The sequence below is a fragment of the Lactobacillus sp. UMNPBX4 genome (assembly GCF_002554115.1).
Lineage (GTDB): Bacteria > Bacillota > Bacilli > Lactobacillales > Lactobacillaceae > Lactobacillus > Lactobacillus gallinarum.
Genome location: NZ_PCZF01000002.1, coordinates 24626 through 39464 on the forward strand (window position 1 = coordinate 24626; position 14839 = coordinate 39464).

General features: G+C 36.7%; 15 protein-coding genes and 1 riboswitch. Of the genes, 14 read left to right on the plus strand and 1 reads right to left on the minus strand.

The window, feature by feature from the left end:
- Nucleotides 1-13: 13 nt before the first annotated feature.
- The 5 genes from rnz to CP355_RS00685 all read left to right on the plus strand — a co-directional run bounded on the left by rnz (nucleotide 14) and on the right by CP355_RS00685 (nucleotide 3907).
- Nucleotides 14-952 (plus strand): ribonuclease Z, encoded by a 939-nt coding sequence (rnz, locus tag CP355_RS00665; RefSeq protein ID WP_025005824.1) that lies wholly within the window; start codon nucleotides 14-16, stop codon nucleotides 950-952.
- Nucleotides 949-1743, plus strand: a complete 795-nt coding sequence (locus tag CP355_RS00670) for an SDR family oxidoreductase (RefSeq protein ID WP_025005825.1) — start codon at nucleotides 949-951, stop codon at nucleotides 1741-1743. Before rnz ends, CP355_RS00670 begins: the two co-directional genes overlap by 4 nt.
- A gap of 6 nt (nucleotides 1744-1749) precedes the next feature.
- Nucleotides 1750-2001: a lipopolysaccharide assembly protein LapA domain-containing protein gene (locus CP355_RS00675; protein ID WP_025005826.1), complete on the plus strand. Its 252-nt coding sequence runs from the start codon at nucleotides 1750-1752 to the stop codon at nucleotides 1999-2001.
- 101 nt (nucleotides 2002-2102) lie between these two features.
- The gene (gene rpmF, locus CP355_RS00680; RefSeq protein ID WP_003547064.1) at nucleotides 2103-2291 is read left to right on the plus strand and encodes a 50S ribosomal protein L32; all 189 of its coding nucleotides are present in this window, start codon (nucleotides 2103-2105) and stop codon (nucleotides 2289-2291) included.
- A 59-nt stretch (nucleotides 2292-2350) separates the two neighbouring features.
- Nucleotides 2351-3907 carry a bifunctional UDP-sugar hydrolase/5'-nucleotidase gene (locus tag CP355_RS00685; RefSeq protein WP_098043670.1) on the plus strand — a complete coding sequence of 519 codons (1557 nt, stop codon included), beginning with the start codon at nucleotides 2351-2353 and terminating at the stop codon, nucleotides 3905-3907.
- Nucleotides 3908-3964: 57 nt separating this feature from the next.
- Here the strand turns inward: CP355_RS00685 and CP355_RS00690 are convergent, their stop codons facing one another.
- Complete coding sequence (locus tag CP355_RS00690; RefSeq protein ID WP_025005734.1) at nucleotides 3965-4183, minus strand: YjzD family protein; 219 nt, start codon at nucleotides 4181-4183, stop codon at nucleotides 3965-3967.
- A 116-nt stretch (nucleotides 4184-4299) separates the two neighbouring features.
- On the opposite strand from CP355_RS00690, the gene CP355_RS00695 reads away from it, so the two are divergent.
- From CP355_RS00695 to CP355_RS00735, 9 genes are all read left to right on the plus strand, one after another.
- Nucleotides 4300-7407 carry a DNA polymerase III subunit alpha gene (locus CP355_RS00695; RefSeq protein WP_098043671.1) on the plus strand — a complete coding sequence of 1036 codons (3108 nt, stop codon included), beginning with the start codon at nucleotides 4300-4302 and terminating at the stop codon, nucleotides 7405-7407.
- 167 nt (nucleotides 7408-7574) lie between these two features.
- Nucleotides 7575-8537, plus strand: coding sequence for a 6-phosphofructokinase (gene pfkA / locus CP355_RS00700; RefSeq protein WP_025005735.1), 963 nt, complete (start codon nucleotides 7575-7577; stop codon nucleotides 8535-8537).
- 33 nt (nucleotides 8538-8570) lie between these two features.
- Entirely contained in the window at nucleotides 8571-10340 is a 1770-nt protein-coding gene (pyk, locus tag CP355_RS00705) for a pyruvate kinase (RefSeq protein ID WP_025005736.1), read from the plus strand.
- A 130-nt stretch (nucleotides 10341-10470) separates the two neighbouring features.
- Nucleotides 10471-11364 (plus strand): S1 RNA-binding domain-containing protein, encoded by an 894-nt coding sequence (locus CP355_RS00710; RefSeq protein WP_098043672.1) that lies wholly within the window; start codon nucleotides 10471-10473, stop codon nucleotides 11362-11364.
- Nucleotides 11351-12256 carry a site-specific tyrosine recombinase XerD gene (xerD, locus tag CP355_RS00715; RefSeq protein WP_098043673.1) on the plus strand — a complete coding sequence of 302 codons (906 nt, stop codon included), beginning with the start codon at nucleotides 11351-11353 and terminating at the stop codon, nucleotides 12254-12256. The genes CP355_RS00710 and xerD overlap by 14 nt, the downstream gene beginning before the upstream one ends.
- A 10-nt stretch (nucleotides 12257-12266) precedes the next feature.
- Nucleotides 12267-12623 (plus strand): reductase, encoded by a 357-nt coding sequence (locus CP355_RS00720; protein WP_025005739.1) that lies wholly within the window; start codon nucleotides 12267-12269, stop codon nucleotides 12621-12623.
- Complete coding sequence (locus CP355_RS00725; protein WP_098043674.1) at nucleotides 12616-13356, plus strand: ScpA family protein; 741 nt, start codon at nucleotides 12616-12618, stop codon at nucleotides 13354-13356. Before CP355_RS00720 ends, CP355_RS00725 begins: the two co-directional genes overlap by 8 nt.
- Nucleotides 13346-13939, plus strand: coding sequence for an SMC-Scp complex subunit ScpB (gene scpB, locus CP355_RS00730; protein WP_025005741.1), 594 nt, complete (start codon nucleotides 13346-13348; stop codon nucleotides 13937-13939). Before CP355_RS00725 ends, scpB begins: the two co-directional genes overlap by 11 nt.
- Nucleotides 13939-14655, plus strand: a complete 717-nt coding sequence (locus CP355_RS00735; protein ID WP_087176182.1) for a pseudouridine synthase — start codon at nucleotides 13939-13941, stop codon at nucleotides 14653-14655. The genes scpB and CP355_RS00735 overlap by 1 nt, the downstream gene beginning before the upstream one ends.
- Before the next feature lie 28 nt (nucleotides 14656-14683).
- Nucleotides 14684-14796: riboswitch (FMN riboswitch) on the plus strand.
- Nucleotides 14797-14839: the final 43 nt, after the last annotated feature.

Genomic DNA, 14839 nt, shown 5'->3' on the forward strand with positions numbered 1-14839 from the left:
GAATAGGATTTTCATGGAATTACAATTTTTGGGCACTGGAGCAGGACAGCCGTCTAAACAGCGTAATGTTTCAAGTGTCGCGCTTAAGTTATTAGATGAATTAAATGAAATTTGGCTATTTGATGTTGGGGAGGCTACTCAACATCAAATTTTGAGAACAAATATTAGATTAAGAAAAGTTACGAAAATTTTTATTTCGCATAATCATGGTGATCATATTTTTGGCTTACCAGGACTTCTTTCAACTCGATCGTTTCAAGGGGATGTAGGTCCATTAACTATTTATGGTCCTGCTGGTATTGAACAATTTGTTAAAATTTCATTGAAAGTATCAAGAACTAAAGTATCGTATCCAATTAAATTTGTGGAATTATCTAAACCAGGTTTAATTTGTCAGGATAAGGGATTTCGTGTTTATACTGATCGATTAGATCACAGAATACCTAGTTTTGGATTTAGAGTAGTGGAAGATTCTCACCCTGGTGAACTTTTAATTGATAAACTAGCAAAGTATAATATTCCTAACGGCCCACTTCTGGGTAAATTAAAACGAGGTGAGCAAGTTACTTTAGCTGATGGAACGGTGCTAAATGGCAAGGACTTTTTAGGTGCTGAAAAGCCAGGTAGAATTGTCACCATTATTTACGATACTCGGTCTACACCAAGTATTGCTCGTTTGGCAAAGGATGCTGATGTTTTAGTTCATGAGTCAACTTTTGCCGGGAATGAAGCTAAGCTGGCTCATAGTTATTACCATTCAACTTCTGTTCAAGCAGCTAAAATTGCTAAAGAGGAAAATGTTAAGAAGCTATGCTTGAGTCATATTTCTGCTCGTTATATGGGTAGCAAGGCCAAAAAACTTGAGAGTCAAGCTAAGAAGGTTTTCCCGAATACAATATTAGTTAATGATTTTGATCAAGTTAATATTCCAATGAAAGGTTCAGAAGAATGAAAGATTCATTAAGAAATAAAGTTGTTATTGTTACTGGTGCTTCAAGCGGTATTGGTCGTTCAATTGTTCTTGAAAGTGCTGGCCGCGGTGCTACCGTCATTTTGATTGCTAGAAGAAAAGAACGTCTGGACGAAATTGCGGCAGAAGCTAGAGAATTATCTGGTGCAGAAGCTTACGTTTTCCCAACAGATATGGGCAAGCCTGATGATATTGAAAAGGCTTTTGATGAAATCACCAAGCAAGTTAAGCATATTGATTTCTTAGTTAACTGTGCAGGCTTTGGTAAGTTCGAAGAATTTATGGAACAAAAGATGCAAGATGTAACCAACATATTCCAAGTAAATGTTTTAGGTTTGATGTACTTCACTAGATTGGTCGGTCGCGTCATGATGGAACAAGAGACCGGTCAAATCATTAACTTCGGTTCAATTACTGGTAAAGTTCCAACTACTAAGTCAGCTGCTTACAGCGCTTCTAAGGCTGCAGTTATTCAATTCTCAAATGTACTGCGTCTAGAACTTAAGCCATTCGGTGTTAAAGTGATGACAGTTAACCCAGGTCCTGTTTACACTAACTTCTTTAACATTGCTGATAAGACAGGCAACTATGTGGAAAATGTACAAGAGTTTATGCTTGATCCAGATGATGTAGCTTGGCAAGTTGTCCATTTCTTTGGCAGCGATAAGCGTGAACTTAATTTGCCATTAAGCTTGGCTGTATTGGCAAAACTTTACAACTTATTCCCAGCACTTGGTGATAAGCTTTCTTTAAAATTTGCTTCTAGAAAGTAATTGGAAATGGAAAAAGAGAAGAATCTAATTATAGGCTCAATTATCGCTTTAATTGCGGTAATTTTCGTCGTTCTAAATACCGCACCAGTAGCAATTAATTTTGGCTTTTTTAAAGTTAGATTGCCATTAATCGTTATTTTGGTAGTGATGGTAATTATTGGGATGATTATTGCTTGGTTTTTCGGCCGTGATAAAAAAGAGAAAGATAAGCAATATTTCGGTTCAATTTTAAATAAAAACAAGAAGAACCAAGAATAGATCTTGATTTATTCTTAATTGAATAGTATGATTGAATCACGTGAGTAATTCAGGGTTAATTAATCCTGAAGCTTAAGACTACAATAAAGGAGATCAATTAAATGGCAGTTCCTGCAAGACATACTTCTAAACAAAAGAAACGTTCACGTCGTGGTCATATTAAGTTGAGTGTTCCAGCAATGCACTATGATGCAACTACTGGTGAATACCGCTTAAGCCACCGTGTTTCACCAAAGGGTTATTACAAGGGTCGTCAAGTTGTAAATAACAACGATAACGGCAATAACTAATTAAAAGGCACCTGGAATGATGGTGTCTTTTTTTATGCCTAAGAAAAGGAAACAGAAAGATGAAATTAGTATTTTTACACTCTAGTGATACTCATGGCTTTTTACTGCCAACAGATTATCAAAATAAAACTGATTATAATGCACCTTTTAGTTTAAGCAGAGTTAGTTCAGTGATTAAAGCTGAAAAGAAAAAGTATGGTGATAATAATGTTGTTGTCACTGATGCTGGTGATTGCCTTCAAGGTTCTCCACTTGCTTCATATGCTCATTCTACTGGTGATTATAGTGATTTACGCAAATTTACTGAAGCATATAATGCAGTAGGGTATGATGCACGTTGTTTGGGTAATCATGATTTTAATTTTGGATTAGATTATTTAAGCTATTACGTTGATAATAATAAGGCTCCAATTATTAATGACAATGTTTTAGATGCTGAAACTAAGGTGCCGTTTTTTGGTCGTGAATATATCATCATTAAGAGAAACGGCTTAAAGATTGGTATTTTAGGTATTACCACTCAATATATTCCTCATTGGGAACCTAAAGAAAATGTGGCTGGTCTAGAATTTGCATCCGCATATGAAAAGATTAAGCATTATGCCAAAATTTTACGGCCACAAGTAGATATTTTAGCTGTAATGTACCACGGTGGATTTGAAAGTGATCCAGAAACTGGCGAAGCTACTGAGCCACATCGTGGTGAAAATGAAGGCTATAAGATTTTAACTGAAATTCCTGAAGTAGATGTCTTTTTAACTGGTCACCAACACCGTCGTTTGAATGTAGTTACTAAAAATACTGCAATTGTTCAACCAGGTTATCGCGGAGAAGCAGTTGCGGAAGTAATTGTAGATGTTGATGATAACACTAAGAAAATTACCAATATGACTACTAAGTTGATTAATACTAAGGACTATGATCCAGATCCTGCTGTAGTCGAGAAAATTGCCGATTTAGACAAGAGAACTCAAGAATGGTTAGACAAGCCTATAGCCCACTTAAATAAGCCTGCACGGATTGAAAATGCCATGAAAGGCCGCATTGAGGGGGCACCATTCATCAACTTGATTCAACAAATGCAATTATGGTTTACAAAAGCCGATGTCTCTGCCACTGCTGTTATGAGTGAAAATGCTAAAGGTTTTAATGAGACAGTTACTATGCGTGATGTTTTGTTAAACTATCCATATGCTAACCAACTTTGTCGCGTTAAACTGACTGGTAAAGAATTGCGTCATATTATTGAACATAGCGCTGGCTTTTTGAAGAAAGACAAAGATGGCAAGATTGGCTTCATCGATCGCTGGATTAAACCTAAGCCAATGCTTTATCATTTTGATGTCTTTTATCCAGTTGAATATGAAGCTGATTTATCTAAGCCAGAGGGTGAACGTCTGACTAAGCTTACTTTGCATGACAAGCCAATTGAAGACGATAAGATTTATCATTTAGCTGTCAATAATTATCGTGCAATGGGTGGTGGATTCTATCCTGAATACAGTATGGACAAAATCGAAATGACACTTGATAAAGATTATGTTCAAATGTTTAGCGAATACTTAACTCATGGCGATGTACAAGTAGACACCAAGAAAAACTATAAATTCTATTAAGAAGACAAAAAACACGTGAGAACTTTGAAATTCTCACGTGTTTTAATTTTAAAATAATTATTTTAACTTACTGTATTTACTGTTGTCTTTGTGTGAATGAGCAGTAATAGTTGCAATAATTGCTGAGAAAAGAATGCCGAAGATAAGGCCAACGACCAAGCAAGTTTTGACATCGTTAGTGTTGAATGAGGCACTTTGAGTTAAAGGACCAGCAATAAAGCCTACAACAAACATGTAGATTATGCTCCATACAATTGTGACTAGATATCGACCCATATTGATTCCTTCTTTCGGATAGAATTTTATCAAAAATAAGGCGCAATTTCAAACGAGATTAATGCAATTTGTTATACTTAATTTGATAAATTTCTGCAGTGAAAGGTGGTTATTTTATGCAAGTAGCAACACTTCAAAACCTAAGTTCGTTTACTTTGCTAGATAGTCCTACAAAAGTTCCAGATTTAATCGAAACGGCCAAGAAACGAGGCTATCAGGCAGTAGGATTAGCTGATGTAAACGTAACATATGGCTTGGTTAATTTTTATGAATTGGCTAAAAAAGCGGGAATTAAGCCACTTTTAGGGATGCAGCTGCGTTTAAATGGTTTAGTTGATAGTACGCAGAAATATGACTTGCTTGCGTTTGCTAAAACAAATGCGGGGTACCATAACTTATTGCGTTTATCGAGTGCGATTAATCTACTAACTGAAAATGGACAAAATAATAATGTCTTAACTCTAAAAGATTTAAGCAAGTATTTGACTGATTTATTGCTCGTTGTGCCTGCAAATACTAAAAGCGAATTATTGTACTTATTTGAGACAAATAAGCAATTAGGTAGTGATTTAATTCGAGATTTGAAAGAATTAACGCCTGATCTTTATTTAGGCGTGTATGCTAATCAAAGTATGCAGAATTATATTGATTATGTGCGCAGTTTAAGCAAGCAATTTGATTTACCCTTACTTGCAACTGAAGATAGCGAATACTTAAATCCACATGATCAATTTTTACAAAAAACTTTGCGTGCTATTGCTACAGGAAATAAAATTCAGGATGTGCTGCCTTTAGCTAAGCAAGAAGGATCACATTACTTAGTTGAAGCAGAGCAATTGCTTCAGCGATACCATGAATTTGATCTGGATGATGCAGTGAATAATACATGGCAAGTTGCTGAAAAATGCAATGCAGAAGTTGTTTTTCAGAAGCCTGTTTTGTCTAAATATCACCAAAAAAGGTTTGCAACTTCAGAAGAATATTTGCATTACTTGGCTCAAACTGGCTTACAGCAACGCTTTGGTCAAAATAAAATTCCAGCAGAGTATCAAAAACGGTTGAATTATGAACTGCGCGTCATTAATCAAATGGGGTTTGATGACTACTTTTTGATTGTATGGGACGTGATTAATTATTGTCATCGTGTTCAAATTACGACTGGACCAGGACGGGGCTCAGCATGTGGTTCGTTAGTTTCTTATTCATTACGAATTACCGAAGTTGATCCAATTGAATACAACTTGCTGTTTGAACGTTTTTTGAATCCAGCTCGTCATGAAATGCCGGATATTGATTTGGATATTCCTGATGTTCAAAGAGATACTGTAATTAAGTATATGTATCAAAAATATGGCATGGATCATGCGGCACAGATTTTGACATTTGGTACGCTAGCAGCAAAGCAAGCATTGCGTGATGTAGGCCGAGCATTTGGCTTAACAATGGTCGAAATTAAGAAATGGGCAGATGCGATTCCATATTCAAAGGGCAAGATTACGTTAAAAGATGCATATCAACAGTCAAGGGAGTTGCGTTTATTAGTCGATGCTACACCCGAAAACAAATTGCTCTTTAAAACAGCTTTAGGTCTAGAAGGATTGCCGCGCCATTACTCTATTCATGCTGCAGGATTAGTGATTAGCGATAATTCAATCGCAGGAATTTCAGGATTGCAAGCGGGTCCGTTAGGGATACCGGTTACGCAACAGACTAAAAAATACGTTGAATCTTTGGGTCTCCTTAAGATCGATTTCTTAGGGTTGCGTAATCTAACTGTGCTAGGCAATATTTTGAATTTGATTCGCCAGCAAGGAATAAAGATCGATCCTAATCAAATTCCTTTAAATGATGCGCAAACTTTGCAGCTATTTCAACAAGGAAAAACGGATGCAGTCTTTCAATTTGAATCTGGAGGAATTCGCCAGGTTTTGCGCAAATTGCATCCCGATAATTTTGAAGACTTAGTAGCGGTGAATGCTTTATATCGTCCGGGTCCTATGCAAAATATTGATGCCTTTGTCAGAAGAAAAAATGGGCAAGAAGCAGTTAGATATCCTGATCCTAGTTTAAAAAAAATATTGCAGCCAACATATGGCATCTTGGTTTATCAAGAACAGGTAATGCAAACAGCGCAAATTTTAGCTGGCTTTTCTTTAGGCGAGGCTGATATTTTGCGGCGGGCCATGTCTAAGAAAAAGCAAGATGTAATTGAACAGGAAAAAGGTAAGTTTATTGCTGGAACAATTAAACAAGGTCATACCAAGGCCGTAGCTGAACGGGTATATCAATATATAGAGCAATTTGCCAATTATGGTTTTAATCGTTCACATGCTGTTGCTTATACTAAGATTGCTTACTGGCTAGCTTACTTAAAAGTCCATTATCCTGCTGCGTTTTATACGGCAATGCTAAATTCAGCAGCTGGAGCTAAAGCTCAGGATTATATTATGCATGCACAGGAAGCTAATATTAAAATTCTGCCCCCTGACATTAATTACAGCAGCCTTGAATATACCTTGAAAGACAAAAAGATTTTAGTAGGGTTAAAGGCTATTAAAGGCTTGCGGGTTGATTTTGCTAAAGAGATTGCCGATAACACCACGCCGTATAAATCATTAAATGATTTTCTTCGCCGAATAGATCCTAAGTTTTTGCAGGTTGATGCTATTAAAGCTTTGATCATGGCCGGAGCCTTTGATCAACTTGAAAAGAATCGTAACGAATTGCTGATTAATTGCGATGAAATAATTGCTAATGTGCAATTGACAGGCCAAAATATTTCTTTATCTGAGATATTGGGGGATGCTCCGCTTAAGCCAGCAGAAGAGCCAACGAGTGCAGAAAAAGTTGAAATGGAAGAAAAAGTTTTAGGTTTTGCCACAACTACGTCACCATTAATTGCTGTTCAAAAATTTGCTCAAAAATTCAATAGTAGGCCGCTCAATCAATTCCAATTAAATGAATCGGGAGTTGGAGTCGGTAAATTGATCCGATTTAAACAAATTAGAACTAAAAACGGTAAGAATATGGCTTTTGCTAGCTTTGCTGATACTTCTGGAGAGCAAGAGGTTGTGATTTTTCCCCGCATTTATGAAAAATTTGGCACAGAGTTAAAGGTAGGAGATATTTATTTATTGGGATTACGTGTACAAGGAGACCGTTTTGATCAAAATAAAAAGCAATATTTACTTACCAATTTGCGAAAAGTAAATTTTAAAGAATAATTTTAGACAAGAGGAATTTATTTCTTGCCATACATGTAAGTGCTAACATTTTTTAAATAAAAATAAACCGTAATTTAGCCCAATTTTTGTGAGATTTTTGGGTGAAAAAATGTTAATATTTATTTGATGTGAGAAATTACACAAAATAATCATGATGAGGTGAATTCATGAAACGGATTGGTATTTTAACTAGTGGTGGAGACGCCCCTGGTATGAATGCAGCAATTAGAGCTGTCACCAAGACTGCTATCCATCATGGACTTGAAGTCTTTGGAATTCGTTATGGTTTCGCTGGTTTGGTTGCAGGTGACTTTGTTCCGCTTACTACGGAAAATGTTGACCACAAGATAAGTGAAGGCGGTACATTCTTGTACAGTGCCCGCTTCCCTGAATTTGCACAAGAAGAAGTGCAACAAAAGGGTGTTGAGCAATTAAAGAAGCATGGTATTGATGCTGTTATCGTTATTGGCGGTGATGGATCATACCATGGTGCTTTAGCCTTGACTCGCCACGGCGTAAACTCAGTTGGTTTACCAGGAACTATCGATAATGATATTCCTTATACTGACTACACGATTGGCTTTGATTCTGCTTGTCGTACTGCTATGGACGCAATCGATAAGATTCGCGACACAGCAAGTAGTCACCACCGCGTCTTCGTTGTTAACGTAATGGGACGTGAATGTGGTGACATCGCTATGCGTGTTGGTGTAGCTAGTGGTGCAGATGCAATTGTTATTCCTGAACGTCCATACGACGTAAAAGAAATTGCAGAAACTATCACTCGTGGTTTTGCAGATGGCAAAGATCATGGTATCATTGTTTTAGCAGAAGGTGTCATGACCGCTGATAAGTTTAAGGATGAATTACTTAAATACGGCGATTTTGATGCTCGTGCTAATGTCCTTGCGCATATGCAACGTGGTGGCTCACCAACTGTCACAGATAGAGTAAATGCTACTAAGATGGGTAACTATGCTGTTAAGTTGCTTCTCGATGGGAAGGGCGGTTTAGCTGTCGGCATGGAGAATGGTCAACTTGGTACCCACGACATTCTTGATCTGTTTGACGGAAAGCACCATGGCGATTATGCGTTGTTGGATGTAAATGAAGAAATGACTAAATATTAATTTAGTTGATTTTTGGAGAGGATTTTTTTAATAATGAAGAAAACTAAGATTGTTAGTACTTTAGGACCAGCTTCAAACGATATTGAAACTATTACTGCTTTAGCTAAAGCTGGTGCAAACGTATTCCGTTTCAACTTCTCACACGGTGACCACCCAGAACACCTTGCTCGTATGAAGATGGTTCGTCAAGTGGAAAAGGATACTGGTTTGCTTCTTGGTATCGACCTTGACACTAAGGGTGCTGAAATCAGAACCACTGAACAAGAAGGTGGTAAGTTTACTATTAATACCGGTGACATGATCCGTGTATCAATGGACGACACTAAGAAGGGTAACAAGGACATGATCCACGTTACCTACGAAGGTTTGTACGATGATACTCACGTTGGTGGTCACGTATTAATCGATGATGGTTTGGTTGACCTTTTGATCAAGGAAAAGGACGACTCAAAGAGAGAATTAGTCTGTGAAGCTCAAAACACTGGTGTTATCGGCTCAAAGAAGGGTGTTAACGCTCCTGGTGTTGAAATTCGCCTTCCAGGTATCACTGAAAAGGATACTGACGACATTAAGTTCGGTTTACAATACGGTATTAACTTCATTACTGCTTCATTTGCACGTAAGGCTCAAGACATCTTAGACATCCGTAAGCTTTGTGAAGAAGCTGGTGCAGATTACGTTAAGATCTTCCCTAAGATTGAATCACAAGAAGGTATTGACAACGCTGACGAAATTTTACAAGTTTCAGATGGTTTGATGGTTGCTCGTGGTGACATGGGTGTTGAAATTCCATTCATGGAAGTTCCATTTGTACAAAAGAGCTTAATCCGCAAGGCTAACGCACTTGGTAAGCCAGTTATTACTGCTACTCAAATGCTTGACTCAATGCAAGAAAACCCACGTCCAACTCGTGCCGAAGTTTCTGACGTTGCTAACGCTGTTCTTGATGGTACTGACGCAACTATGCTTTCAGGTGAATCAGCAAACGGTCTTTACCCAGTTAAGGCTGTTAAGGCAATGGCTGAAATTGACGAACGTACTGAAAAGCAAATGCTTAAGCGTAACACTTTAGCACTTCAAAGATTCGAAGCTTACAAGGGTTCAAATGTAACTGAAGCTATCGGTGAATCAGTTGTACGTACTGCTCAAGAATTAGGTGTTAAGACTATCATTACTGCAACTAACTCAGGTTACACTGCACGTATGATTTCTAAGTACCGTCCAAACGCAGACATCATTGCTTTGACTTTCGATGAAAAGATCCAACACTCATTGGGTATCGTTTGGGGTGTACAACCATTATTGACTGAAAAGCCTAAGTCAACTGATGACATGTTTGAAGTAGCTGCTAAGGTAGCTAAGGAAAAGGGCTTTGTTAAGGATGGCGACCTTGTAATCATCGTTGCTGGTGTTCCAGTTGGTGACTCAGGTACAACTAACTTGATGAAGTTACAAATCATCGGTAACAAGCTTGTTCAAGGTTTAGGTGTTGGTAACGGTTCAGTTATCGGCAAGACTGTTGTAGCAAACTCAGCTGAAGAAGCTAACAGCAAGGTTAAGGAAGGCGACATCTTAGTTGCTAAGACTACTAACCCAGACTACAACCCAGCTATCAAGAAGGCTTCAGGTTTAGTTGTTGAAGCTTCAGGTTTGACTTCACACGCAGCAGTTATCGGTTTATCATTAGGTATCCCAGTTGTTGTTGGTGCAACTAACGCTACTGAAAAGATTTCTGATGGTTCAACTATTACTGTTGATGCTCGTCGTGGTGCTATCTACCAAGGCGAAATCTCAAATCTTTAATTAAAAGATAAAATAAAAAATAGATTAGCTAATCAAAAAAATAGTCAGCTTTCGAGCTGGCTATTTTATTTTGCGCAAATATCTTTTATACTTGTATATGAAAGAATATGTAAAGTAGGAGATTATAAACATGCTTGGAACTGTTGCAAAAGGAAAAATAATTGATGAAAATGATAATGCCTATTATGTACAAATTGATGGCACTACTTATGAACTAAAAAAGCAAGAGCTTACCCAAGACGAAATTCCTAAGATCGGTGATGAAATAGAAGGCTTTATTTATGATAATAAGTCTCATGATCGAGAAATGACCCAGTTTTTACCTTTTGCTCAGCCTGATCAATATGGCTGGGGCAAGGTAACAGAAGTTCGACCGGGTTTAGGTGTATTTGTTGATGTCGGATTACCCGATAAAGATGTGGTAGTATCTATGGATGACTTGCCACGAGAAAAGGAAAGATGGCCTCGTCGTGATGATCGTCTTTTGGTGCGATTAGAAACCGACTATAAGGATCGAATTTGGGCTAAGTTAGCAGATGAAAATATTTTTGATCAGTTAGCAGCAAACTTTCCGAATGGAATGAATAATGAAAATGTTTTCGGAACTGTTTATGCTAGTCGTGAAATTGGTGCCTTTGTTTTAACTAATGATTATTATTTAGGTTTTGTACACGAATCACAAATGCCTCGTCCAATGCGCTTAGGTGAACAGTTTAAGGGCAGAGTTATTGGTATCAGTCAATACGGTCGATTAAATTTAAGCACTTTGCCACGTGCTTTTGAAGAAATTGACGATGATGCTCAGATGATTTTGATGAGTTTGCGCCGAAGAGAGACTAAAACTTTACCATTTTACGATAAATCTGATGCGCAAGATATAAAGCGTTACTTCGGTATTTCTAAATCCGCATTTAAGCGCGCATTAGGTCATTTGCTCAAAGCAGGCTTAATCGAAGAAGATAAAACTGCCGGTACTATCACTTTAATTAAAGATCCAGAAGAGAATACTGATGGAGAAGAATAAACTACAAGACCAGATTGATGATTATTTACGCTATAGTCAAATTGAACGTGGCCTAAGCAATAATACGATTACTGCTTACCGTCAAGATTTGGAAGAGTACCTGGCTTTTGTAAAAAAAGAGGGTATGAATTCTTGGCCAACAGAGGCTAGCGATGTAGATGCCTTTTTAGCAAGACAATACGATTTAAATAAAGCTACTAGTTCAATTAGTCGGCTCATTTCTAGTATGCGTAAATTTTATCAATGGCTTGCGCGTCAAAACATTCAGAAGTTAAATCCAATGCTTGAAATTGATTTACCTAAAAAAGAGCGACGTCTTCCTGTAGCTCTAAATCAGAAAGAAATTAATGATTTGCTTGCACAACCTGATATTAAACGAAAATTGGGTTTAAGAGATCGAGCAATATTGGAAACTTTATATGCGACTGGTATGCGTGTAAGTGAATTGATTAATTTGGAATTACAAGACTTACATGAAAATTTGGGTTTAGTTAGAGTATTGGGTAAAGGCTCTAAGGAGCGCTTGATACCGATTAGTTCAGTTGCTTTGCATTGGATAAAGCAATATCAACAAGATGTGCGAGATCAATTAATTTTAAAAGCTGGTCAAAATGATGAGCATATTTTCTTGAATAGTCGAGGCAAGCAACTTACACGGCAGGCAATTTGGCAAATGATAAAAAAATATTGTCAATCTGCTGGAATTACTAAAGATGTTACTCCCCATACATTGCGCCATACGTTTGCAACGCACTTACTTGAAAATGGGGCAGATTTACGGGTAGTGCAAGAGATTTTGGGACACTCAGATATTAGTACTACCCAAATTTACACTAATCTATCTCAAAAACATATTTTACAAGTATATCAAAAGACACATCCTCGTCTTTAGGTGATTAATAATGCTAATACAATATAAAAAAGACTATGAAAAAACGGCAATGGGATTACTCTCATATTTGCCTGATTTTAAAAATATTGAAAATCTAAAAGAAGAAGTAGGACTTAATCAAGAAGATAATGATTTTCTGCTTTATTTGTACCGTAATAAACAGAATAATATTGTAGGAGTGTTGGGTACACAAGTAACTAAGCAGTTTGTTGTGATCAGATATCTTTCTTTAGCTCCCGGTTTTCGTGAAATTAGTTATGAAAAAGAAATTGTCAGTGAGTTAAAAAATGAATACCCTGATAAAAGAGTTACCGCTGTACCTGAATATACCAATTTATTAAAAACTGTCGAAGAAGATAATGAATAAAAGTAATTTAACGTTAGAGTTACCTAATTTTGAGGGGCCATTAGATTTATTGCTCCATTTAATTCAATCGCAAAAAATAGATATTTATGATATTCCCATTGCTCAAATTACTAGTCAATATTTAGAGTACTTGAGGCAAATGCAAAGTCTGAATTTACAAATTGCTGGGGAATATTTTGTGATGTCTTCAACTTTGCTTAGAATAAAGTCACAATATTTATTGCCACAAAATGATTTTGTAGATGAGGTGGAAGCTGAAGATGATCCTCGGGATGAATTAGTACAGCAATTAGTACAATATTCAATTTTTAAAAAGATTTCTGCATATTTTAAAGAAAGAAATGAAGAAGTACCAATTGTTGTGTCAAAGGAAGCAAGTGTTTCAACTTCTGTTAAGGTTCAACCATTGCCTAAAGGACAAATTACTTCAAATGAACTGGCAACAACTTTTTCCATGGTTCTCCGCAGATTAAAGATGCGTCAACCGGATACTGCTTCAATTAAAGTGGCTGAGACTCCAATTAACGAAATGATTGATTATTTGGATCAGCGTTTGGCAAAAAAACGACAAGTCAGCTTTTTTAGTTGTACTGATCAAATGCATAGTATTTCTGATGTGATTGGTTTGTTTTTAGCAATGCTTGAATTGAGCAAAAAACACGAAATTCGAATTTTACAAGCAAGAGAATTTGGTGATTTAAATTTAGAAAGAATTGATGTAAATGGCAAGTAAAGAGGCAAATTTAGAAGCACTTTTATATGCGGCTGGTGATAATGGATTAGAAGAGCAAAATTTAATTGAAATGCTAGAGATTGATGGTGAAACTTTAGATAAGGTTGCCGAGAATTTGCAACGAAAGCTAACGAAGAATTCAGATTCTGGCTTGCAATTAATTCATATTGCTCATACATACAAGTTGACTACTAGTCCGCAAACAGCCAAGATTATTGAAAAATATTTTCAAAAAGATTTAACAAAAAACTTAAGTCAATCAGCTCTAGAAATTTTGGCAATTGTTGCATATCGTCAGCCTATTACTAGGGTAGAAATTGATGATATTCGTGGGGTTAATTCATCTGGAGCATTGCAGACATTAGTTTGGCGCGGTTTGATTAAAGCCGATGGCAAAAAAGATGCTCCTGGACATCCTAAATTGTATGTAACTACGGATTATTTCTTACAGTATTTTAATTATCATAGTTTAGCAGATTTGCCTTTAATAGAAGATTTTGCGGATAATGATAGTAATGGTGAAATAGATTTGTTTGAGGCAAAAGGAACCGCAGATAAGCAAATGCAGAAAGAGGAAAGATAATGGTAGAGAGACTGCAAAAAGTAATAGCAGAAGCAGGAATTGCTTCCAGAAGAAAAGCAGAAAAAATGATTGTAGCTGGCCGCGTGAAAGTGGATGGTAAGGTAGTTACTAAGCTAGGAACCAAGGTTGAAACTTTCAGTAATATTACGGTTGATGATGAACCAATTGAAAGAGAAAGCTTGCATACATATCTTTTCTATAAGCCACGTGGTGTTGTTTCTACTGCAGATGATGATAAGGGTAGAAAAACGGTTGTTGATTATTTTGAAGATGTGCCATATCGTTTATATCCAGTTGGCCGTCTTGATTATGATACTTCAGGTTTGCTTTTAGTGACTAACGATGGTAAGTTAGCTAATTTATTAATGCACCCTAGAAATGAAGTATCTAAAGTTTATGTTGCTAAAATCAAGGGGATTTTAACTCCTGATGAGATTAAAACATTAACTACAGGGGTTAAATTGGATCGTTTTAAGGCTGCTCCAGCAAAGGTAAAGATTCTTAAAACAGATAAGCGTAAAGATACTCAAATTGTTCAATTGACTATCCACGAGGGACATTATCATCAAGTTAAGCGTATGTTTAAGGCTGTAGGACATTTAGTTGAAAAATTATCCCGTGAAAAATATGCATTTTTAACCTTAGATTCTCTTACTTCTGGACAATATCGCGAATTGTCAAAGCGCGAAGTTGACAAATTAATGAGATTAGATTAACTTATACTTAGAAATTAAATATATAGGTTATTGTCTTCAGGGCAGGGTGAAAATCCCGACCGGCGGTTAGAGTCCGCGACCCACGCAAGTGGCTGAATCTTTTGATACCGATAGTTAAAGTCTAGATGGAAGAAGACAGATCAATAAAGTAAATCTTACTTTACTTTATAAAGGTCTGTTGCTG